The sequence below is a fragment of the Pseudomonas sp. MAG002Y genome (assembly GCF_019400845.1).
In the GTDB taxonomy this organism is placed as follows: domain Bacteria; phylum Pseudomonadota; class Gammaproteobacteria; order Pseudomonadales; family Pseudomonadaceae; genus Chryseomonas; species Chryseomonas luteola.
Genome location: NZ_WOEJ01000009.1, coordinates 109381 through 129841, shown reverse-complemented (window position 1 = coordinate 129841; position 20461 = coordinate 109381). Strand labels below are relative to the sequence as shown.

At 56.3% G+C, this 20461-nt stretch carries 20 protein-coding genes; 7 read left to right on the top strand and 13 right to left on the bottom strand.

Going from position 1 to position 20461, the window contains the following annotated elements; translation table 11 throughout:
• Nucleotides 1-6 precede the first annotated feature (6 nt).
• Both GM154_RS14590 and GM154_RS14585 read right to left on the bottom strand, forming a co-directional pair.
• Nucleotides 7-366, bottom strand: a complete 360-nt coding sequence (locus GM154_RS14590) for a PilZ domain-containing protein (protein WP_010795259.1) — start codon at nucleotides 364-366, stop codon at nucleotides 7-9.
• 92 nt (nucleotides 367-458) lie between these two features.
• Entirely contained in the window at nucleotides 459-848 is a 390-nt protein-coding gene (locus tag GM154_RS14585; protein WP_010795260.1) for a tol-pal system YbgF family protein, read from the bottom strand.
• Between the two features lie 227 nt (nucleotides 849-1075).
• Between GM154_RS14585 and pyk the strand changes: the two genes are divergently transcribed.
• Nucleotides 1076-2527 (top strand): pyruvate kinase, encoded by a 1452-nt coding sequence (gene pyk / locus GM154_RS14580; protein ID WP_010795261.1) that lies wholly within the window; start codon nucleotides 1076-1078, stop codon nucleotides 2525-2527.
• A gap of 43 nt (nucleotides 2528-2570) precedes the next feature.
• Here the strand turns inward: pyk and GM154_RS14575 are convergent, their stop codons facing one another.
• On the bottom strand, nucleotides 2571-3509 hold the full coding sequence (locus tag GM154_RS14575; protein ID WP_219652605.1) for an iron-sulfur-binding ferredoxin reductase: 939 nt from the start codon (nucleotides 3507-3509) through the stop codon (nucleotides 2571-2573).
• Nucleotide 3510: 1 nt separating this feature from the next.
• On the bottom strand, nucleotides 3511-4620 hold the full coding sequence (locus GM154_RS14570) for a GGDEF domain-containing protein (RefSeq protein ID WP_219652604.1): 1110 nt from the start codon (nucleotides 4618-4620) through the stop codon (nucleotides 3511-3513).
• 303 nt (nucleotides 4621-4923) lie between these two features.
• On the opposite strand from GM154_RS14570, the gene GM154_RS14565 reads away from it, so the two are divergent.
• The gene (locus GM154_RS14565; protein ID WP_010795264.1) at nucleotides 4924-6447 is read left to right on the top strand and encodes a fumarate hydratase; all 1524 of its coding nucleotides are present in this window, start codon (nucleotides 4924-4926) and stop codon (nucleotides 6445-6447) included.
• A gap of 61 nt (nucleotides 6448-6508) precedes the next feature.
• Here the strand turns inward: GM154_RS14565 and GM154_RS14560 are convergent, their stop codons facing one another.
• The 6 genes from GM154_RS14560 to GM154_RS14535 all read right to left on the bottom strand — a co-directional run bounded on the left by GM154_RS14560 (nucleotide 6509) and on the right by GM154_RS14535 (nucleotide 13514).
• Nucleotides 6509-7093, bottom strand: a complete 585-nt coding sequence (locus GM154_RS14560) for a DJ-1/PfpI family protein (RefSeq protein WP_010795265.1) — start codon at nucleotides 7091-7093, stop codon at nucleotides 6509-6511.
• A gap of 96 nt (nucleotides 7094-7189) precedes the next feature.
• Nucleotides 7190-8467 (bottom strand): acyltransferase, encoded by a 1278-nt coding sequence (locus GM154_RS14555; RefSeq protein WP_219652603.1) that lies wholly within the window; start codon nucleotides 8465-8467, stop codon nucleotides 7190-7192.
• A 65-nt stretch (nucleotides 8468-8532) separates the two neighbouring features.
• Entirely contained in the window at nucleotides 8533-9693 is a 1161-nt protein-coding gene (locus GM154_RS14550; protein WP_219652602.1) for a phosphatidylserine/phosphatidylglycerophosphate/cardiolipin synthase family protein, read from the bottom strand.
• 26 nt (nucleotides 9694-9719) lie between these two features.
• A complete protein-coding gene (locus GM154_RS14545; protein WP_219652601.1) occupies nucleotides 9720-10304 on the bottom strand; it encodes a YceI family protein in 585 nt (194 codons plus the stop codon).
• A 190-nt stretch (nucleotides 10305-10494) separates the two neighbouring features.
• Nucleotides 10495-12660, bottom strand: coding sequence for a putative bifunctional diguanylate cyclase/phosphodiesterase (locus GM154_RS14540; RefSeq protein WP_374940320.1), 2166 nt, complete (start codon nucleotides 12658-12660; stop codon nucleotides 10495-10497).
• Nucleotides 12661-12833: 173 nt separating this feature from the next.
• Nucleotides 12834-13514, bottom strand: coding sequence for an OmpA family protein (locus GM154_RS14535; protein WP_010795270.1), 681 nt, complete (start codon nucleotides 13512-13514; stop codon nucleotides 12834-12836).
• A gap of 361 nt (nucleotides 13515-13875) precedes the next feature.
• Here GM154_RS14535 and GM154_RS14530 point away from each other — a divergent pair, with 361 nt between their 5' ends.
• Genes GM154_RS14530 through GM154_RS14520 form a run of 3 tightly spaced genes read left to right on the top strand, consistent with a single transcriptional unit; the run spans nucleotide 13876 to nucleotide 16435 of the window.
• Nucleotides 13876-14172: a helix-turn-helix transcriptional regulator gene (locus tag GM154_RS14530; RefSeq protein ID WP_219652600.1), complete on the top strand. Its 297-nt coding sequence runs from the start codon at nucleotides 13876-13878 to the stop codon at nucleotides 14170-14172.
• A 28-nt stretch (nucleotides 14173-14200) separates the two neighbouring features.
• On the top strand, nucleotides 14201-15364 hold the full coding sequence (locus tag GM154_RS14525) for an MFS transporter (RefSeq protein ID WP_219652599.1): 1164 nt from the start codon (nucleotides 14201-14203) through the stop codon (nucleotides 15362-15364).
• 21 nt (nucleotides 15365-15385) lie between these two features.
• Nucleotides 15386-16435: an alkene reductase gene (locus GM154_RS14520; RefSeq protein ID WP_219652598.1), complete on the top strand. Its 1050-nt coding sequence runs from the start codon at nucleotides 15386-15388 to the stop codon at nucleotides 16433-16435.
• Between the two features lie 45 nt (nucleotides 16436-16480).
• On the opposite strand, the gene GM154_RS14515 is transcribed toward GM154_RS14520, so the two are convergent.
• The 3 genes from GM154_RS14515 to GM154_RS14505 form a co-directional block, all read right to left on the bottom strand.
• Entirely contained in the window at nucleotides 16481-17392 is a 912-nt protein-coding gene (locus GM154_RS14515; RefSeq protein ID WP_219652597.1) for an ATPase, read from the bottom strand.
• A 100-nt stretch (nucleotides 17393-17492) separates the two neighbouring features.
• Nucleotides 17493-18446 (bottom strand): NAD(P)-dependent oxidoreductase, encoded by a 954-nt coding sequence (locus GM154_RS14510; RefSeq protein WP_219652596.1) that lies wholly within the window; start codon nucleotides 18444-18446, stop codon nucleotides 17493-17495.
• Between the two features lie 12 nt (nucleotides 18447-18458).
• A complete protein-coding gene (locus GM154_RS14505) occupies nucleotides 18459-19349 on the bottom strand; it encodes a LysR family transcriptional regulator ArgP (protein WP_074824738.1) in 891 nt (296 codons plus the stop codon).
• 87 nt (nucleotides 19350-19436) lie between these two features.
• Between GM154_RS14505 and GM154_RS14500 the strand changes: the two genes are divergently transcribed.
• Both GM154_RS14500 and GM154_RS14495 read left to right on the top strand, forming a co-directional pair.
• Nucleotides 19437-19835, top strand: coding sequence for an ACT domain-containing protein (locus tag GM154_RS14500; RefSeq protein ID WP_074824740.1), 399 nt, complete (start codon nucleotides 19437-19439; stop codon nucleotides 19833-19835).
• A gap of 1 nt (nucleotide 19836) precedes the next feature.
• A complete protein-coding gene (locus GM154_RS14495; RefSeq protein WP_074824742.1) occupies nucleotides 19837-20439 on the top strand; it encodes a LysE/ArgO family amino acid transporter in 603 nt (200 codons plus the stop codon).
• The last annotated feature ends 22 nt before the right edge of the window (nucleotides 20440-20461 follow it).

Genomic DNA, 20461 nt, shown 5'->3' with positions numbered 1-20461 from the left:
GTCTGCCTAAACGGACTGCTGCATGGGGTGAAAGCTGAAATAGTTACGCAGCGATTCCACCAGCTCGGTGAACTCATGCGGTGGCGCCGAGATCGAGAAGCCTGAATCGTAATACCCTGGCGTTACGTCTTCCCGGCTCCACTGACAGTTGGCATCAAAGTCAATGAAGTGCAACTGCCCGTCCTGACCCGGCACCTTCAAACGCAATTCGAATCTGGCCCCAACCAGCAGCGGTAGCTGGCTAATGAGCAACATCCCGTCCAGGGAAATATTACCCAGATAGCCCATGGGCCTGTCAGTGAAACGATTGAACACCTTCAGAAAGTACGGTAACTGATGGCGCTCGATATGACGATTCTGTTTCATGGACCCATCCCGGAAGTCACTGCAGTCTGATGCCGCTCCAGTCGGCACCCATCAGACCACAAGCATAACCAGAAGCATGCGAAAGGGCATCTTTACTTGGCCAGCACCGGCTTGAGCGGCTGTGGCTGAACGATTACCGGTCTGGAACCATCGAGCCCCAGTTGGGTGAGCGTATCGATTCTGGCCCGGGCCCGGTACGCATACTCGCTGCTGGGGTAACGCCTCTCGATGAAGCGATAGGTTTCCACCGCATCGACATACAAACGCTGCCGCTCAAGGCATTGACCACGCAGCATGGAAATCTCCGGCTGAACCCACGGGCGAGCCCGGCTCTTGCGTTCGGCCTGGGACAGCTCCAGCATAACCTGATCGCAGTCACCCTCAGTATAGGCATCGTAAGCCTTGTCCATGTGACGATTCATGGACGCACCCGTACAGCCGGCCAGCGACACGACGACGAGCGAAAATAAGATATGACGCATGATTGATCCTCCGTTGCCGGGTTATCGGCAGGCTCGTCCAGGCCTGAAGCGCAGCTCACCGGTTAATTCAAGCATTACTTTTTCAGGATTGCCGCACGGAGATGAAACCTTTCATGTGCCTGGACGCTCAGCAAGGCTACAATGCACAGTAGCCTTTGAAGCCAAACGTCAGATTCGGCCCGTTTCATTGCCGATCACGGTTGAAACCATCTGAAAGGAAAACCTGAATGATTTATCGCCGTACCAAAATCGTTGCCACCCTTGGCCCAGCCAGCAATTCGCCTGAGGTGCTCGAGCAGCTCATCATTGCCGGTATCGATGTGGCCCGCCTGAACTTTTCTCACGGAACCCCGGATGAACACCGTGCACGGGGTCAGCTGGTACGCGAACTGGCTGCCAAGCATGGCCGTCATGTGGCCTTGCTGGGCGATCTTCAGGGTCCCAAGATCCGTATCGCCAAATTCACTGACAAGCGCATTCAGCTCAAGGAAGGCGACACCTTCCGTCTGTCCACGGCCCATCCCCGTGATGCTGGCACCCAGGAGGTCGTTGGTATCGACTATCCGGGCCTTGTGACCGATTGCCATGTCGGCGATGAGCTGCTGCTCGATGACGGCCGCGTGGTACTACGCGTCGAAGGCGTAACGGCCAATGAACTGCATACCGTCGTTTTGATCGGCGGCCCGCTGTCGGACCACAAGGGCATCAACCGTCGCGGCGGCGGTCTGACCGCACCGGCCCTGACCGACAAGGATCGCGAAGACATCAAGCTTGCCAGCTCCATGGAAGTGGACTATCTGGCGGTGTCCTTCCCACGTGATGCGGCAGATATGCACGAAGCCCGTCGCCTGCTGGAAGAAGCCGGTGGCAAGGCTTGGCTGGTGGCCAAGATCGAGCGCGCCGAAGCTGTAGCCAATGACGAAGCACTGGACGGTCTGATTCAGGCCAGTGACGCAGTCATGGTGGCCCGTGGTGACCTGGGCGTCGAGATCGGCGATGCCGAACTCGTAGGCATCCAGAAACGCATCATTTCCCATGCGCGCCGCTTCAACAAAGCGGTTATCACGGCTACGCAAATGATGGAGTCGATGATTACCAACCCGATGCCGACACGCGCCGAAGTGTCTGACGTTGCCAACGCCGTACTCGACAACACCGACGCCGTGATGCTGTCCGCCGAGACGGCTGCCGGTGCGTACCCGGTTGAGGCCGTCAAGGCGATGGCCCGCATCTGTATCGGTGCTGAAAAGCAGCCTACCAGCAAGCTGTCCAGCCATCGCCTGGGGCAAACCTTTACCCGTTGGGACGAAAGTATCGCACTGGCGTCCATCTATGTGGCTAACCACTTCCCGGGCGTGAAGGCCATCATCAGCCTGACCGACAGCGGTTATACCCCGTTGATCATGTCTCGCCTACGATCCTCCGTTCCGATCTTCTCGTTTGCTTCATCCCGCATAACACAGGCGCGCACTGTACTATTCCGCAACGTCTACACCATTCCGTTCGATCCCAAGTCGATGCCGGCCGACAAAGTCAGCCAGAATGCCGTAGACGAACTGCTCAAGCGCGGCATCGTGGAGCGTGGCGACTGGGTCATCCTGACCAAGGGCGACAGCTACACCAAGCGTGACGGCACCAACACCATGAAGATGTACCGTGTCGGTGATCTGCTCGTCTGATTATTGCTCACAAAAAAGCCGCCTTCGGGCGGCTTTTTTAATGCTAGAGAGCCTTGGATGCAAAGGTCTCTGTCAGCAATTGTCCCCGCGGAAGCCCTGCCATGAATAATCGACGGGACACAGCCTCAACAAATGCGGGACTGCCACAAGCCAACGCGACCGTACGCCGACTGGATAGCCGCAACGCCTTGAGCCACGGCTCCCACCCCTTTTCATCCAAGTACTCGACATTCAGAGTGCGTTGCTCGGCGGCCAATCTATCCAATGCTGGCCTCAAGTAATGCCCAGACGCCTCACGCGCGCGGTGTACTACCGTGATCGGCCCAGCATGCTCCTGATCCAGCGCTTCACGAAGAATGCCCCAAAGCGGTGCCAATCCTGAGCCGGAGCCCAGCAGCAGCAACGGAGAATCGGGTTGTTCCGTCGGATAGTGCAGCGCACTGGGATTCAATACACCCAGGCACAATTGATCACCCGGCTTTATTACGCGTGCGGCATTGCTGAACTGGCCCGGACGGCTGCAATCGATGTGAAACTCAAGCCAAGGTGCCTCGCCAGGCAAACTGGCTATGGAGTAGGAGCGAGCAATACCGTTGAGCCAGAGCACTACGGACTGCCCCGGTCGATAACGTACGGAACGCTCCGGCTGCATACGTAAGCGAACCACATCTGCACCTAGCCAATCGACAGCCGTCAGCGTCGCAGAAATCCCATCTTCTTCAGGGTTGAAAATCGATACTCGAACATCACCTACAATGCGGCACTGGCAGGCCAGCCGCCATCCTTCGGCCCGTTTTTCAGCAGGCAGCGCTTCCGGCTGCGCGTCTGCAACATGCCCCTCAAGACACCGAACCAGACATGCATGGCAACTGCCCGCCCGACAGCTGAAAGGCACTGCCAGGCCTACGTCGAGCAGGCTGTCGAGCAGGTTGCGATCCGACTCGACTGTCCAGGCCGATGCTCCTACCTCAAGCTTAGGCACGTCAGCTCTCCCATGAAACCTCACAGCGATTACGCCCATTACGCTTGGCACGATACAACGCCTGATCGGCCAGCAGTAACGACTCCTCAAGGGTACGTCCGGTCATGATGAGGCTCATGCCGATCGAAACGGTCAGGGTGCCCAGATCAGCGTGCTCGAAAACCGTCCTTGAAAAGGCTTCACGTAAACGCTCACAGCAGACTACCAGCTGCTGCGGATCGCTAAAGGGCAGCAGGAGGACGAACTCTTCTCCGCCATAACGCGCCAGGACGTCCTGCTCTCGCAAGCAGGCCTCGCCTACCTCGGCAAACGTTTTAAGCACCAGATCGCCTATTCCGTGCCCAAACTGATCATTGATCTGCTTGAAAAAATCCATGTCGATCAATGCCAGCCCGTGCATTCGGCCATGCCCCAACCGATGAAGCGCCTCACTGGCTATTTGCAGAAAATAACGGCGATTACGCAGCCCCGTCAGCTCGTCCGTAATCACCTGAGCTTCCAACTGACGCATCACATGGCGCAGGTTGTCCTGATGCCGCTCCAGATCGTCCCGCCGAGCGTTGAGCTGGGAGCGGATACGGTGGTGGTAGCGTGCAAACAGCACCATGGAAACCAGAACAATGGCTAATATGATGCTCTGGACAATCATCATTCTGACGGTCCGGCTGTCCTGTGGCTCAAGGTTTATCCATAAGCACAACCCTACATAGGCACCGTAGGCCAGCAGCGCACAGCGTACAAACGCCCCCAGTCGTATCTGAAAAATACCCAGCATCAATACGAGTACATAAGACACCAGAAAGGTACCGCGCAAATGCACGATATGGGTCAGGGAATACGTCAGAAACAGAATCGAGACGATAATATAGGGCTCAAGCGGTAAGGCCTTCAGATGCTTGCCACCGCCCCAGACAATCACTCCCGTCATTACGGCGACCCCCGCCAGAAAGCCTAGCGTGTCGGCAAAAAACGAGGCAATGGAAGATGAATAGAATCCCACAGCCGTAGACAGCAGCAATGGGAGCAACGCCAGCACAACCACGGCTAGAGGCAATACCTGATGACCGATGGCAGACGCATTGATGCTGCGCGTGACAGTAAGATCCCGCATGGTGACGACACCTGATCCATGGCATAGCAATTAGCCAGCAGTTTACTCTGTTTCTGTGACGTATTTCCTTATCAGCTGGTCGGCTTCGCTCAAGCGTCTCATAGCGCTATACTGCCCCGCCTTTGTCGTGTCGGCTACACCCTAGACGTGGTGTCTGGACTTCTTTTCTCAGTGTTGGAAGCCGGACCTGCGCGCCCGGACGCTGCTTTTCGTGATCAGACGACTTTCGCCTGCTTCCAAAACGACGCCACGGACGAGACACGAGAACCGCGCAGTACTGATAGCCTAATAAGGAGCGCGTACATGACCGTGATCAAGCAGGATGACCTGATCCAGAGCGTTGCTGATGCCCTGCAGTTCATCTCCTATTACCATCCCGTGGATTTCATCCAGGCCATGCACGAGGCCTACCTGCGTGAGGAATCCCCTGCCGCACGCGACTCCATGGCCCAGATCCTGATCAACTCGCGCATGTGTGCGACCGGCCACCGTCCGATCTGCCAGGACACGGGTATCGTGACCGTATTCGTCAAGGTTGGCATGGACGTGCGCTGGGACGGCGCCACAATGAGCCTGGACGACATGATCAACGAAGGCGTTCGCCGCGCCTATAACCTGCCGGAAAACGTTCTGCGTGCATCCATCCTGGCCGACCCGGCCGGTGCGCGCAAAAACACCAAGGACAACACCCCAGCTGTCATCCACTACAGCATCGTTCCTGGTGACAAGGTTGAGGTTGATGTTGCAGCCAAGGGCGGCGGCTCCGAAAACAAGTCCAAGATGGCCATGCTCAACCCGTCCGACTCTATCGTCGACTGGGTTTTGAAAACCGTTCCGACCATGGGTGCAGGCTGGTGCCCGCCCGGCATGCTGGGTATCGGCATCGGTGGTACGGCCGAAAAGGCAGCGGTTCTGGCCAAGGAATCGCTCATGGAGGAAATCGATATCCATGAGCTGAAAGCCCGCGGCCCGCAGAACCGTATCGAAGAGCTGCGCCTGGAGCTATTCGAAAAGGTCAACCAGCTGGGTATTGGCGCTCAGGGCCTGGGCGGCTTGACCACAGTCCTGGACGTCAAGATCAAGGACTATCCGACTCACGCGGCCTCGCTGCCGGTGTGCATGATTCCGAACTGTGCAGCGACACGCCATGCCCATTTCATTCTGGATGGCTCTGGCCCCGCTGCCCTGGAAGCTCCGCCGCTGGATGCCTATCCGGAAATTGTCTGGGAAGCCGGCCCTTCTGCACGCCGCGTCAACCTGGATACGGTAACCCCTGAAGAAGTATTGACCTGGAAACCAGGCGAGACCCTGTTGCTCAACGGCAAGATGCTGACCGGCCGCGATGCTGCGCATAAGCGCATGGTCGATATGTTGAACAAAGGCGAGACGCTCCCCGTAGACCTCAAGGGTCGCTTCATTTACTACGTTGGCCCGGTCGACCCGGTTGGCGACGAAGTCGTAGGTCCGGCAGGCCCCACCACGGCTACCCGCATGGACAAGTTCACCCGTCAGATTCTTGAGCAAACGGGTCTACTCGGCATGATCGGCAAATCCGAGCGCGGCCCGATCGCCATTGAAGCGATCAAGGACAACAAGGCGGTTTACCTCATGGCCGTAGGCGGTGCAGCGTATCTGGTGGCCCAGGCGATCAAGGCCTCCAAGACCCTGGCGTTCCCGGAGCTGGGCATGGAAGCGATCTATGAGTTCGAGGTCAAGGACATGCCGGTCACCGTTGCGGTCGATAGCAATGGTGAGTCCGTGCATAACACCGGCCCGCAAATCTGGCAGAAGAAAATCGCTGAAAGTCTGGCGGTTGAGGTTTCCTAAGCCTGTAGGATGAACAATAAAGCCCGGTACAGCCGGGCTTTATTGCATCTGCACCACTGACTCAAGGCTCGATACGTGTACCGAGCACCTCCAGAAACTTGCGCAACCACTCCACATGAGCGGTCCACACCGGACCGGTTACCAGCTTGCCGCTGACATGAGCACCGTCCATGGGTAATTCAATATAGGTCCCACCGCCCCCTTTGACATCAGGCGCACACGCCGGATAGGCATTGCACTCAACGCCATCCCTGAGCACGCCGGCCGCTGCCAGGATCAGGGGACCATGGCACAGTGCAGCAACGGGCTTGTCGGCCTTGAAAAATCCTCTTACCAGCTCAAGCACCTGTTCGTTGACGCGCAAATACTCGGGTGCCCGCCCTCCAGGAATGACCAGAGCGTCATAGTCGTCTACACGTGCCTTGGCAAAGTCCCCATTGAGCGTAAAGCGATGGCCCGGCTTTTCACTGTAGGTCTGCTCACCGGTGAAGTCATGAATGGCGGTTTGCACAGTATCGCCGGGTGCCTTGCCTGGACAGACAGCATCCACTTGGTGTCCGGCAATCTGTAGCGCCTGGAAAGGCACCATCACTTCATAGTCTTCGATGAAGTCACCTACCAGCATGAGAATTTTCTTTGCCGCCATAGCAGTCTCCTTCCAAAGGTGGGTTCGACTGTTCTTCGAGCAGAGGGTCCACCTGCAGTTCCCTGGCAGACCCCTCGCCTGAAAGTTTCCTGTGCGCTATGTAGGCAGTTGCCTGGTCTTTTCTACCTTGGGCAACAAATGCCTGATCAACCATCGCCGGGTAGGTGCCACGGCCTGTTCCTGGAAAATCACACAGATGAAAATCACAAACAGCAGGAAGAGTCCGTAAACCTCGATGGCGTTCTCTACATGACCGGCAGCCTCGATACACGCGCTCCAGTTGCTAAAGCACAGCGGGAAGTCACCCATAATCCATTTCTCGAGCGTCATGAACAGTCCTGACAATGGCACATGCAGTGCGAACATGGACAATGACGCCGCACCCAGCCGGGGCGACCAGTGTTTAAGCCATTCGCTCTTGGGTTCCTGCGCCAATGCGCTGAGATAGACCAGTATCAATTGAGACGGCAGTAACAGACCGTTATGAAGCAAGAAGTACCAGAATTTAGGACCATGGGTAAACAGCGCGGTGGCCACTGCAAAACTCAATAGCAGATAGCCAGTCATCACCAGGCGGATGGCCCGGCTTGGCTGCGCGCCTCGCTCACTTTGCTGACGGAAGAGGCCATACGCCACGATGCCAGCCAGAAACTCCGGCAGGCGCAGCAACGGGACTCGTTGCAGCAAACCAGTATACGGCATGCCGTAATCCTGGCTCCAGATCACCAGAACAGGAGGAATCAGGTAGCACAGGCCTATGATGGCAAGCACACCCCATTTGTTGCGCGCACGCATCAGGCGCGGCGCCGCATAGGGAAAGACCAGATAAAAAAAGAATAACGCCGAGATGGACCAGAGCGGCGCATTGAAGGTGAGGTAGTAGGGATTCCAGGCCTGCAGCATCGTAATCTGCAGCAACCCATTGAATGCAAGCTCCAGATTGGTCATGTAGTGCTGGAACAGTTCCGGATTGGTTCGGGCCAGCACCTCGTTGGTGTCGTAAACCACGAACCGGACGCTGGCCTTGGCTCCATCAGGCGGTATGGCCATGAAGCCGATCCAGGTTACGACGACTATGGAAAACAGCAGCGCGAATATATGAATCGGATACAGATTGGAGAATCGCTTAACCCAGAAACTCTTGGCAGGCTCTCGCATCTGGTTATCAGTGAGATAGACGTGCGCCAGCAAGAACCCGGACAGAACAAAGAAGGTACTGGTCGCAAAAAAACCCATACTGGTCAGTTCGTCCAGCAACGGAACGGTTTTGCGTTCGGGATAAAAATGAATGGTGTGGTAGATGACCACATAAAGACCCATCAGGAAGCGAAGCCACTCAAGCCCAATGAATCGTTGTTTTTCTATTTTGAGCATTACGCTCACTCCTTACTGCAAGGCGCGTAGTGTATCGCCTTAAAAAAATGCAAGGCTTGCTTTACTCAAGACTTACGCTTGCTCAGAACGGTCAGCACCAGACGGTCAAGCGTACCCCAGAGACGCTCACGCAGGCGTTTCCACCAAGGGCGGTTGCGCCAATCCTTTAGCGTGATTTCGCGGCTTTGCTGGAAGTCCGCTAGAAAGCACTCACTGACGGCCTGACTCAGCGTCGGGTCAATGGCTTCCAGGTTGGCGTCAAGGTTGAACCGAAGATTCCAGTAATCAAAATTGCATGAGCCTACGCTGACCCAGTCATCGACCTGAACCATCTTGAGGTGGGAAAACCGCGGCTGATATTCATAGATCTTCACGCCTGCCCGGAGCAAGCGCGGATAATAGCGCTGCCCGGCAAAACGGACGGGGGGATTATCCGTATGCCGGCCCGTCAGAATCAGCCTCACGTCGACGCCTCGCTGAGCGGCCTTGCGCAAGGCTCGCCTGACCCGCCACGACGGTAGAAAATATGGCGTAGCAAACCAGATACGCTTCTTGGCAACAATCAGGGCTCGAACCAGGGACAGTACAATGTCCCGATGCTGGCGAGCATCAGCATAGGCCACCCGCCCAAGACCCGAAGTTGCCTGCGGCGGTCTTGGAACCAGAATACGACCACGGCTGGCCTCGGGCTTCCAAGCATGCCGCTGATGGCAGGCTTGCCATTGGCGCTGGAACAGGCTCATCCAGTCGGACACCAACGGCCCGCGCATGCTCACCATCACTTCATGCCACTGGCAAAGCTCCTCCCCTGGCGTCCAGAAGTCATTGGTTGCCCCGCTTCCACCTACAAAGGCCTGCGACTCGTCCACAATCAGGAGCTTGCGATGGTCACGGTATAGGTTGCGCCAGCCACGCCAGAGGCCTACCGGATTATAGATACGCACCTGGCCGCCCGCTTCGCTCAGCTGGGTCCGGTGCATGTCGTCCATCTTGAGCGTACCAAAACCATCGAAAAGACAACGCACCTGTATTCCCCGACGAGCCGCCTCAATCAAGGCCTCCATCAGGGCAGTTGCACACGAGCCCTTTTCTACCAGATAGAGTTCGATGTCGATGCTATACCGGGCTTTGGATATGGCTTCCAGCATGGCAGGAAAAAAACACCCGCCATCAACCAGCAGCTCATATTCATTTTGTTCGCGCCATGGATACACTGCACCTGGCATGATGACGCTCCTGGAAAGCCCGCCACTCAGGTAGGGGTAGGCACGTGGCGAAGGGTTAGCAGCACAGAAACGGGCACCTCAGGTGTAATCGAGGGGACACTGGCAATTTCCTTGAGCTTGTCCAGCCCTTCCAACAGGCTGAAATCAATCGCCTTGATCAACACCGGCTGCAAAGTACTGACCTGAACCAATGTTTCCCCGATTCGGGTAACCGAAACATCCGCTTTCAAGCGCTGCTTCTGGCCGTTGATTTCAAGCTCGAAGTCCAGCTTTTCCTGGCGAATGCTTCCTACCGGCATTTGCTCCCAGGTAGGCAGATCGATCTGACTGGTAATGACCGCTTCCGGATACTGATCTGCCTTGAACAGAGTTTCTCTCATCCGCTCGGTTTGTAGCGCCAGGGTGTTGTCCAGTGACTCGTATGGAAGCGCCAATCGAGCACTACCATGCTGATCGATCACGCCCGTTACGGTAGAAAAAAATTGAACGTCAGCCATGTTGCCGCGCTTCACGGTTACAAAGCTGACACGAGAGTAGCTTGACTCAACCTGCCAATCCGAGAAGACAAAAGGACTGAAGACCACTGTGAGGGCTAGGATAAATGCGCGCATGAGCTCTCCTGAGAGTTTGTCCGGCTCACCAGGACCTTACCGCACAGTATTGGCATGAGCGCTCTTGCGAGCGCCTTCCTTGCGCAGCGATAGACCCGGCCGGACCTGATCCAATCACGGTATGGCTTATACGGCACCCATCACAACGGCGAGTTCCCTCCCCACATGAGGAGTGTGAGCAAGGACACTTCTATAGCGGGTAGTCGGGACGACGACTGCTCCAGTCCACGCGATCAGGAAAATGCTGGGTCACATCGGAATTGAGCGGCTTGGAAACCAGAAAGCCCTGCATGATCTCGCAGCCGTGCTCAAGCAGCCACTCCCGCTGCTCAAGTGTTTCGACACCTTCTGCCACCACCTCAAGCCCCAGGTTACGTCCCAACTCAAGAATAGTGCTGACGATTGCAGCATCGCGTGGCGAGTCGAGCATATTGGCAATGAACAACTGGTCGATCTTCAAGGTATCGAGCTCGAAGTGACGCAGGTAGGCCAGTGAAGAATACCCCGTACCAAAATCATCCACGGCTGTTCGAACACCAAGCGCGCGCAGTTGTGCCAGTTGAGCGCGGGTATAATCAATGTCATGCATCAGAGCCGTCTCGGTTACCTCAATCTCGAGCTGATCGGGTCGCAAACCATAACTGTCGATGATCTGCCGAAGGCTTTCAGCCAACTGCGGCATGCCGAACTGGACAGGACTCAAATTGATGCTCAGCAAAAGCCCGTTGCCGTAGACTTCGGACAGGCTTTGCAGCTTCATAGCGCCTTCGCGAAAGATCCAATCACCGATGCGATTGATCAGCCGAGTCTCTTCCAGCAGCGGGATAAAGACGTTCGGTGAAACCTTGCCCGCCACGTTGTGCTCCCACCGCAACAAGGCCTCAAAGCCGCGCAGCTTGCCGTTTTTCAGGTATACCTGAGGCTGATAAGCCAGCACGAAATCCTTGTTATCGATGGCATTGCGGACGCTCTCCTCCAACATGAGGCGCGAGCGTGCACGGCCATTCATCTCCGGCGAGAAGAAGCGGTATTGCTGGCGTCCACCTCGCTTGGCTTCATACATGGCGATATCGGCCGAGCGCAGCAATCCGTCGACACTATGACCACACTCGGGATAGCTCGCGATCCCAATGCTTGCGCCCAAGCTGACCTCTACACCGTCAACAGTGTGCGTTTTGGTCATCAGCTCAAGCAGCTTTTCGGCGACCCGGGCGGCATCCTCGGGATGATCCAGGGTATCAAGCAACGCGGTGAATTCGTCACCGCCCATACGCGCCAGTACATCGTAAGAACGCATACAGGTTTTAAGCTGTTCGGCAATCATGCACAACACACGGTCGCCAGCCTCATGACCAAGCGAGTCGTTCACCTTCTTGAAGCCATCCAGATCAATGTAGAGAACGGCCATGCGCTTGCCGTTACGCCCCGTACGAGCCAGTGCTGCCTCCAGGGTCTGGTTGAAGCCCCGCCGGTTGAGCAAACCGGTCAAGGCATCGGTAACCGCCTGCGATTCCAGTTGATCCTGCAGCTCGCGCATCATGGACATGTCGAGTGCAATCATCACCATGGCGCGCTGCATCCGCGGCAGAGGCGCACAGGAAAGAGTCACCGGCAATATGCCGCCTCGGGATGTGCACAGACTGGCATCATGCAGGCGATAGGTTTCACGTCTTTCATAGTGCTCCATGAACGTCGAGTCGGCCCAGCTATCCCTTAAATCAGGATTGCTCAAGTGAGCCATGAACTCGGAATTCACGAGATCGCTGATATGACGCTTGAGCATGCGGGCAATCGCCGCATTGGCAAATGTGATCAGGCCATGCTCATTAACGACCAGAATGCCTTCTGCCGCATTATCGAGCAGGGAGTCACTGAATGCCTTGGCAAGCTCCAGTTGATGACTCAGCTGCAGGAGTTCGCGACGATTGCGCTCATGTTCGAGAAGGGAGCGCACCTTGTGCCGCAGAATGTTGGGATCGACCGGCTTGAGCAGGTAATCCACCGCACCGGTAGCATAGCCTCGTAGAACAGCCTCGTAAGAGTGAGCCTCGGCAGAGACGAATATGATTGGTGTAAAGCGGGTGCGCAGATTGCCGCGTATCATCCGAGCGACTTCGAAGCCGTCCATGATGGGCATTTGCACATCCAGCAGTACGAGATCTATAGGCTCATCGAGCAAGTATCTCAAGGCACGCTCACCCGAGTTGGCGGTCAAGACACGCCAGTCCTCTATTTCAAGCAGTGCCTGCATGGCCATGAGATTTTCTACCCGGTCATCGACAACGAGCAGTACAGGCCCCTGATTGATACTAGGAACTGGACTTTCCGTGTCGCCTCCTTTCAGTTCGTACTGCACTGAATACAACTCCTCCCTTCGAGCACTCGGCAAGGCTCTACTGCATGCCACTAATAGAACCGAGGTTTGGCGATAAGGTTATTATCCAGAACAACAAAAATACAGCGCCATTTTCTTGACCAAACCGTGACGCTACCAGATTCCGCTAAACGGTAGCATCACGGAGGGTGCATTTACTGGGTCACTGCACCAGGCAACGGCCTTAGATTGACCTCGACACGACGGTTCTGAGCACGACCATCAGCGGTCGCATTGGTCGCGATCGGTTGATCCGGCCCGGCACCACGCGTACTAACACGTGAAGCATCGACACCCTGAGCGACGAGGTAGTTCGCTACACTCTGGGCACGTCGATTGGACAGATCCATGTTGTGCGCACGGCTACCTGTACTATCGGTATAGCCCACAATTTCGACACTGTTCTGATCGAACTGCTTAAAGGATGTCGCCAGATCGTTCAACGGCTTGTAGAAATTGCCAGCGATATCGGCCGAATCCGTTGCAAACGTGATGTTGCCCGGCATGATCAGCTTGATGTCATCACCCTGGCGCTGTACTTCTACGCCAGTGTTCTGCATTTGACGACGCAGCTCGGCTTCCTGACGATCCGCATAGTAACCATAGCCCGCTGCCGCTGCGCCTACCGCCGCTGCGCCAATCAAAGCGCCCTTGCCGCGATGGTTATGATCAATGGCTGCGCCGGCGACAGCACCCGCCAATGCGCCCAGGCCGCCATAGGTCGCGGTACGGGATCCGCCACTACCGCCCTGGTTTTCGTAAGGATTACTGGATGCACACCCTGCAAGTAGCGCACCGGCCAGTGCCAGAATCAAAGGACGCTTCATAGACGCCATGAACTTCTCCAACTTCTAACGGACCTGTGAAAACTGCTCTTTTCACAGAAAGACTAGCCATGAGCAGTCATGCTTTCGCATGAAAGTCCTAATGAACCCATGGCGAAAGAGCGGTTTACCGGTATCAGGACGAATAATCAATTCGCTTCAGCGAAACGGCTGAACGACCGCACAAGACTAGTCGATAAACGTGCCCCTCTCTGGACGAAACCGCTAAACGGTAGTGTACGACCAGATGCCGACACACCTTCTTAAACAATCAGCGTATCTGCATCAGACATTAGATAGCTAAACAACATTGTATATCGTTTCATTTCGATATAAGGTTCGTCTTATCCCGATAAACCGATATGCGAACATTATGGATATCGATGATCTGATCAAGGCGATAGCCAACCCCGTCCGACGAGAGATTCTGGCCTGGCTGCGCGAACCGGGAAAACACTTCATCCAACAGGACCACCCGTTGGAGATTGGCGTGTGCGCAGGCCTTATCGATCAGAAAACGGGACTTTCCCAATCCACAGTCTCGGCTCATCTGGCCACGCTTCAGCGTGCCGGTCTCGTTACAACCCGGCGCGTTGGTCAGTGGGTTTTCTACAAGCGTAACGAAGCAGTGATCAATGCCTTCGTTGAGCAGCTGGGCCGAGAGCTCTGATTTTTCCGCCTTAACATAGAGAGATGCGATGCCCGCTTCATTGTTAGTGCTGGCGCTTAGCGCCTTTGCCATCGGCACCACCGAGTTTGTAATCATGGGGCTTTTGCCCAATGTAGCTAATGACCTTCATGTCAGCATCCCGTCTGCCGGCTGGCTCGTCAGCGGGTATGCATTGGGTGTTGCAATCGGTGCGCCCTTCATGGCGATGGTGACGGCTAACTGGCCGCGCAAGATGGCCCTGCTCGTGCTGATGGGCATCTTTATCATTGGCAATGTGCTCTGCGCCTTAGCCGGAGATTACAACGTCCTGATGCTGGCTCGCGTCATCACGGCGCTCTGCCACGGCGCCTTCTTTGGTATCGGCTCGGTGGTAGCGGCCAGTCTGGTGCCAGCGAACCGCCGAGCCTCTGCCGTCGCGCTCATGTTCACAGGCCTTACGCTGGCGAACGTTCTTGGCGTACCGCTAGGTACAGCACTAGGACAGGCAACCGGTTGGCGTTCAACCTTTGCGGCCGTCTCCCTCATTGGTGTCCTTGCGCTGGCAGGTCTCTGGCTTGTTCTGCCCGGCAAGGCGCCACAGGAAAAAACCGACCTGCGCCGTGAAATGGCGGCGCTGAAGGGGGCCGGTTTCTGGCTGTCCCTCTCGATGACAGTGATGTTCTCTGCCTCGATGTTTGCCCTCTTCACCTACATCACACCGCTGCTTACTGATGTAACAGGTCTGTCAGAGTACGGTGTAACCAGCACGCTGCTATTGATCGGTGTAGGCCTTACCTTCGGCAACATCCTGGGTGGACGCCTTGCAGACTGGCGTCTGTCCACAACGCTCATAGGTATCTTCATCGCGATGGCCGTCGTGTCATCCCTTTTGGCCTGGACCAGTCATAGCACGGTCGCTACCGAGATCACCCTGTTCCTGTGGGCAGCCTGCGCCTTTGCAGCGGTTCCCGCACTTCAAATCAATGTGGTCACCTTTGGCAAGGACGCACCCAACCTCGTTTCTACCTTGAACATTGGCGCTTTCAACGTCGGCAACGCGCTGGGTGCCTGGGTAGGAGGAAGCGTTATCGCCCATGGACTGGGCCTGACCAGCGTTCCGCTGGCTGCCGGGGGACTGGCCCTGATTGCCTTGATTCTGACCCTACTGACCTTTAGCCATGCCCGGAAAAGCGGCTTGGCTGTCAGCCAATGATTCACCTACGGAGTCGTTACCATGCCCAACCTGTTTGATCCGATCAAAATCGGCGCACTGGAATTGCCGAACCGCTTCGTCATGGCACCGCTGACTCGTTGTCGCGCAGATGATAATCGCGTCCCTACCGACCTTATGGCCGAGTACTACGCGCAGCGTGCGTCGGCTGGTCTGATTTTAAGCGAGGCCACCTCCGTCGACCCAATGGGCGTGGGTTATCCAAATACCCCGGGTATCTGGTCCGACGAACAAGTGGAGGGCTGGAAAAAGATCACTTCAGCCGTGCACAAGTCAGGCGGTCGCATCATGCTGCAACTCTGGCACGTAGGACGTATTTCCGCACCGCTTTACCTCCAGGGCGAAAAGCCGGTGGCTCCAAGCGCCATCGCCGCCAAAGGTCATGTGAGCCTGGTCCGTCCCAAGCAGGAATACGTCATCCCGCGTGCCCTGGAAACCGAAGAGATTGCCAGTATCGTCGAGGCTTACCGCAAGGGTGCCGAGAACGCCAGAAAAGCGGGTTTCGATGGCGTAGAAGTTCACGGGGCCAATGGTTATCTGCTGGACCAGTTCCTGCAAACCAGCACCAACCAGCGTACCGATCAATATGGTGGCTCCATTGAAAACCGGGCTCGCCTGATGCTTGAAGTGACCGATGCCTGTATCGATGTCTGGGGCGCCGATCGTGTAGGCGTTCACCTTTCGCCTCGGTGTGACCTGCATGACATGGGCGACGAAAATCCGGCCGAGACCTTCGGCTATCTGGCCCGTGAGCTGGGCAAGCGCGGCATTGCCTTTATCTGCGCCCGTGAGGCTGAAGCTGATGACAGCCTTAGTCCACAACTTAAGGACGCTTTTGGCGGCGTTTTTATCGCCAATGAACGCTTCACCCATGACAGCGCCAATGCCTGGCTGGAAAATGGAACCGCCGACGCTGTGGCGTTTGGTGTTCCGTTTATCGCCAACCCTGACCTGCCGGAGCGCTTTGCCCGTCAGGCCATGTTGAACGAGCCTCACCCAGAAACCTTTTACGTGCCTGGCCCTGTAGGTTATATCGACTACCCCCGGCTGTAATAAAAAAAGCCCCGCTCTGGCGGGGCTTTTCATGTCTGAAGAATGTCAGCGGCGAGTGTTAATCTGCTGCTGAAGGTTCTGCAGCTGGGTCTGAATCGTACTGATATTGCGCACGGTCTGGGCCCTGAACGCATCGAACGAAGCGGAATCTGGTCCACTGTTGTTGCTACGTGAGTCCAGCTCACTGCGCAGTACAAGAAGATCCTGCTGCAGGTTTTCGATAGCGCCAGAAGGGTCGCCCCGTTTCTTGAGCGCGGCGATATCTGCCTGCAAACTCTTGTTTTGCGCCGTGAGCGAATCGATCTGATCACTGAAGCGTTTCAAATCCCCTTGCGCCGCTTTCAGGCCAGCCTGCTCATCAGCCAACGCCGCTACGCGGCCATTCAGATCCGAGGCGTTGCCCTGCTGCGTCTTGAAGTCAGCGGCCAGCTGGTCGATTCGCTTGTCCAGGGCACTTTGCGCATCCACTGCCGCCTGTTGCTGGCGGGCTACGTCTGCTACCTTGGTCTCGATATTTTTCAGCCGCAACAACAAGGACTCTCGACTGGACGTCCCGCTTGACTCGCTGGCAACCAGCTTGCCCGAGATATCCTGAAGCCGACCGGCAGCTTCTTCACTGATTCGTGCAAAGTTCTCCTGGGTCGCGACGACCTGCTCCTGCATGAGCTGAATTTGCTGATGGCTCCACCAACCCAGCCCCGCCAACGCAATGATCATGGCCGCAATCAATGCCCATAGAGGACCTGTGCTCGGAACGCGGGCCGGTTTGGCTCCACGCGAAGCCCGTAATGGCTCTTGGGGATTAGCCGCGACATGGGCCTCGGCTTCCCGCCCCTGTTCCACAGGCGCATGGCGATGATGCCTACCGTGGCTGGCACGCCCATAGTCTTCGCTAAGGTCCTTGTCAGGCGTCAGGCTGGGTACATTGTCGAGTTCATCAAATGAATCGTTTCGCATGGCGGACCTTCATTGGTGAAAAAAGCATGAGCCGACAGGCACGGGGCTTGCTCTCAAAAAGCTAGTATACAAATGCCATCACAGCGCTGGCAGTCTGGCGTTATCGCCTTGCGGAGCGGTTTTCAATATATTCATCCAAAGCTTTCCAGACCGTGGTCTGGGGTTGAAAACCCAGGATATCGCGGGCCCGATTGATATCCAGTGTAAAATTGCGATCCATCAGGTGCAGAGGATCGGGTTCACGTTCTTTTCTGGCGGATTTGATTGCAGCAAGCATATCTTGCAGCAGAACCTTTGGCTGAATGCGAGCCGTGGCCTGCCCCAGAACCGGAAGCTTCAGACGGCGCATCAGATAATTCACCACGTCCCATACCGGCTGAGATTGCCCCTCGCTCAAGTTGAAAGCCTTGTTCAGCGCGTCTGGGTGCTCGGTCATAAGTGCAACACCCAAGGCTGTGCAAAGGCTGTTCATGCTGGTGAAGTCCCAGCGATTGAGACCGTTACCCAATTGACGCAGGCGTTTTTGACGGTTGATCTGAACAAGCTTTGGCGCCCAGGCATTATCAGGCAGCCCAATAATCTGCGCAGGGCGCAACACAATGACGTCCAACCCGAACTCTGCTGCTGTAAAAACCAGGCGCTCGATCTGCAAGCGACGCTGCGCCTCGACTGTCCGCGGCTTGGCAGGTACGGCATCCTCCTTGAGCGCCTCCCCTCCCGCTTCGTAAACATGGCTGGAAGATAGATAGACCAGGCGCGAGACCCGCATATGCAGGCAGGCCTCAATAAAGGAAAAACTGGCGTCCATGGCCTGCGCCGAAAGATCGCCTACGCCATCGGTACAATGTGCAACGGCATCGATATCATCACACAGGCGCCGCGCCTGCTCCGTGTCGGTCAGGGTCCCCGGGATATATTCAGCGCCCTGCTTTACCAAGGCATCGAGCATAGCTCCCGGCTGACCGTGAATACGCACCAAATGCTTGTCCGCCAATAGATCCAGGGCGAGGCGTGCACCAATGTAGTCACTCGCGCCCGTCACCAGAATTCGCATCAGATCTCCCCGTCAAGTCGCTACCAGCCAACAGGCTGCCTGGCTCTCCAGATGTCGAGTCAAGGCCGTCAGCAAATCACCACCGTTACGCCAGGAATGCCAGTACAGCGGCACATCGATCACCTGCCCCGGCACCAGATCAATTAATTCGCCTCGCTCGCGCTCCGCCTGGGTTTGCAGCTCGGGAAGCAACCCCCAGCCAAGCCCGTTGGCGACCATTTTCACGAAGCCCTCCGAAGAAGGACATAGATGATGATCGAAATGACCAGTAAAGCCCAGCCGTGCCAGGAAATGATGCTGAAGCTGATCATCCGGCCCATAGACGACTGCAGGCACCTGAGCGAGGCGCTCAGCCGTTACGTCCTCGGACAAGTAATGTGCATGAAAGGCGGGGCTGGCGACTGCCCGGTAACGCATGGCGCCCAGCAATACCGCCCGGGCACCGGCGACCGGACGTGCACTGGCACAGACGCAGGCGGCTACCTCCCCGGCCTGCATACGCTTGAGTCCCACCTCCTGATCCTCGACAACCAGATCCAGCAGGATCCCCTGTCTGGTACAGAAGGGGCCGATACTGGCCGCCCACCAAGTAGCCAGACTGTCGGCATTGATGGCGACCCGCAAACGCTCCACCGTCCTGGCTTCATCAAGCCCCGGCACCTGACTATGGAGGTCGCGTTCAAGCAATCGCACCTGCTGAACATGGTTTAGAAGCCTTTGCCCTACATCAGTAGAGGTGGGTGGCGATGTACGCACAATGACAGGCTGCCCAATGCGGGCTTCCAGCAGCTTGATTCGCTGTGAGACGGCAGATTGGGACAATCCCAGTACATGTGCCGCGCGCTCAAAACCGCCCTGCTCTACGACAGCGGCGAGCGCAGCCAAAAGTTTATAATCAAACATCAGTTTTCCTAATGACTGATCAGCACTATTTGTTTTTCTTATACAGGCTTTCTCTCCAGACTGGCCATCCCTTTCTGGAGAACACCGATGTCTCACGCCATTCATGATCTTTCGCTTTTGCTGAGCCAAATGCAGCCTGTGCTCAATCCAGGCCAATACGTGTTTTGTTCGTTACATGAACAGACGTTGCCTCAGGACGTAATCCCCTTGGCAACCTTCAGGGAGCAGGAAGGCCTGACCGTTGTCCTGACCAGGCAAGATGCTGACCGCCTGGCGCTCTCCTATACCTACGTAGCTGCCTGGATCACCCTGAACGTTCACTCCGCACTGGAGGCTGTTGGTTTGACTGCCGCGTTTTCGAACGCCTTGGCACAGCAGGGCATCAGCTGCAATGTAGTCGCCGGCTTTTACCATGATCACCTCTTCGTCGCAGAGGCGGACCAAGCACGCGCCATGGCTGCCCTACTCACGCTGGCGGGCCAATAAGATGTGGCAGAGCTATCTGACAGGACTCATGACCATGGGCGGTCTGATCATAGCCATCGGTGCGCAGAACACATTCATCCTTGCCCAAGGATTGCGCAGGGAACATCACCTGCCTGTGGCCGCGCTTTGTCTGTTCTTCGATATCAGCCTGGTAACCATTGGCGTGTTTGGCCTGGCCACCTTACTGGCCGGGAATGCCTGGCTAATGAGCACCTTCAAATGGGCTGGTATTATCTTTCTGATCTATTACAGCGCCTGCGCCTACAGACGAGCACTCACATCACAGTCACTGCATAGCGCAGCGGCGGCACCCCGCTCATTGGGCAAGACGCTAGGCATTGCACTGGCCGTTACGCTCCTGAATCCTCATGTTTATCTGGATACCGTTCTGGTTCTCGGAGCATTAGGCAACCAGCAACCGGCACCACTGGCTTTTACGGTCGGTGCAGGCTGCGCGTCTGCTCTCTGGTTCTTCACATTGGCAATCGGCTCGGCGCAGCTGGCACCCTACCTGACCCGACCGCGCGTATGGCGCATGATCGATATGGCGATTGGAACCGTCATGCTGATCACGGCCATACAGCTCATCCTTTACAAGCCATAAGACCTTCTGTCGGGTTTGTTAC

Excerpts from the sequence above, each read along its gene's own strand:
- GM154_RS14590 (WP_010795259.1), bottom strand. The coding sequence starts at position 366 with ATGAAACAGAATCGTCATATCGAGCGCCATCAGTTACCGTACTTTCTG.
- GM154_RS14585 (WP_010795260.1), bottom strand. The coding sequence starts at position 848 with ATGCGTCATATCTTATTTTCGCTCGTCGTCGTGTCGCTGGCCGGCTGT.
- pyk (WP_010795261.1), top strand. The coding sequence starts at position 1,076 with ATGATTTATCGCCGTACCAAAATCGTTGCCACCCTTGGCCCAGCCAGC.
- GM154_RS14570 (WP_219652604.1), bottom strand. The coding sequence starts at position 4,620 with ATGCGGGATCTTACTGTCACGCGCAGCATCAATGCGTCTGCCATCGGT.
- GM154_RS14565 (WP_010795264.1), top strand. The coding sequence starts at position 4,924 with ATGACCGTGATCAAGCAGGATGACCTGATCCAGAGCGTTGCTGATGCC.
- GM154_RS14560 (WP_010795265.1), bottom strand. The coding sequence starts at position 7,093 with ATGGCGGCAAAGAAAATTCTCATGCTGGTAGGTGACTTCATCGAAGAC.
- GM154_RS14555 (WP_219652603.1), bottom strand. The coding sequence starts at position 8,467 with ATGCTCAAAATAGAAAAACAACGATTCATTGGGCTTGAGTGGCTTCGC.
- GM154_RS14550 (WP_219652602.1), bottom strand. The coding sequence starts at position 9,693 with ATGCCAGGTGCAGTGTATCCATGGCGCGAACAAAATGAATATGAGCTG.
- GM154_RS14545 (WP_219652601.1), bottom strand. The coding sequence starts at position 10,304 with ATGCGCGCATTTATCCTAGCCCTCACAGTGGTCTTCAGTCCTTTTGTC.
- GM154_RS14535 (WP_010795270.1), bottom strand. The coding sequence starts at position 13,514 with ATGGCGTCTATGAAGCGTCCTTTGATTCTGGCACTGGCCGGTGCGCTA.
- GM154_RS14530 (WP_219652600.1), top strand. The coding sequence starts at position 13,876 with ATGGATATCGATGATCTGATCAAGGCGATAGCCAACCCCGTCCGACGA.
- GM154_RS14525 (WP_219652599.1), top strand. The coding sequence starts at position 14,201 with ATGCCCGCTTCATTGTTAGTGCTGGCGCTTAGCGCCTTTGCCATCGGC.
- GM154_RS14520 (WP_219652598.1), top strand. The coding sequence starts at position 15,386 with ATGCCCAACCTGTTTGATCCGATCAAAATCGGCGCACTGGAATTGCCG.
- GM154_RS14515 (WP_219652597.1), bottom strand. The coding sequence starts at position 17,392 with ATGCGAAACGATTCATTTGATGAACTCGACAATGTACCCAGCCTGACG.
- GM154_RS14510 (WP_219652596.1), bottom strand. The coding sequence starts at position 18,446 with ATGCGAATTCTGGTGACGGGCGCGAGTGACTACATTGGTGCACGCCTC.
- GM154_RS14505 (WP_074824738.1), bottom strand. The coding sequence starts at position 19,349 with ATGTTTGATTATAAACTTTTGGCTGCGCTCGCCGCTGTCGTAGAGCAG.
- GM154_RS14500 (WP_074824740.1), top strand. The coding sequence starts at position 19,437 with ATGTCTCACGCCATTCATGATCTTTCGCTTTTGCTGAGCCAAATGCAG.
- GM154_RS14495 (WP_074824742.1), top strand. The coding sequence starts at position 19,837 with ATGTGGCAGAGCTATCTGACAGGACTCATGACCATGGGCGGTCTGATC.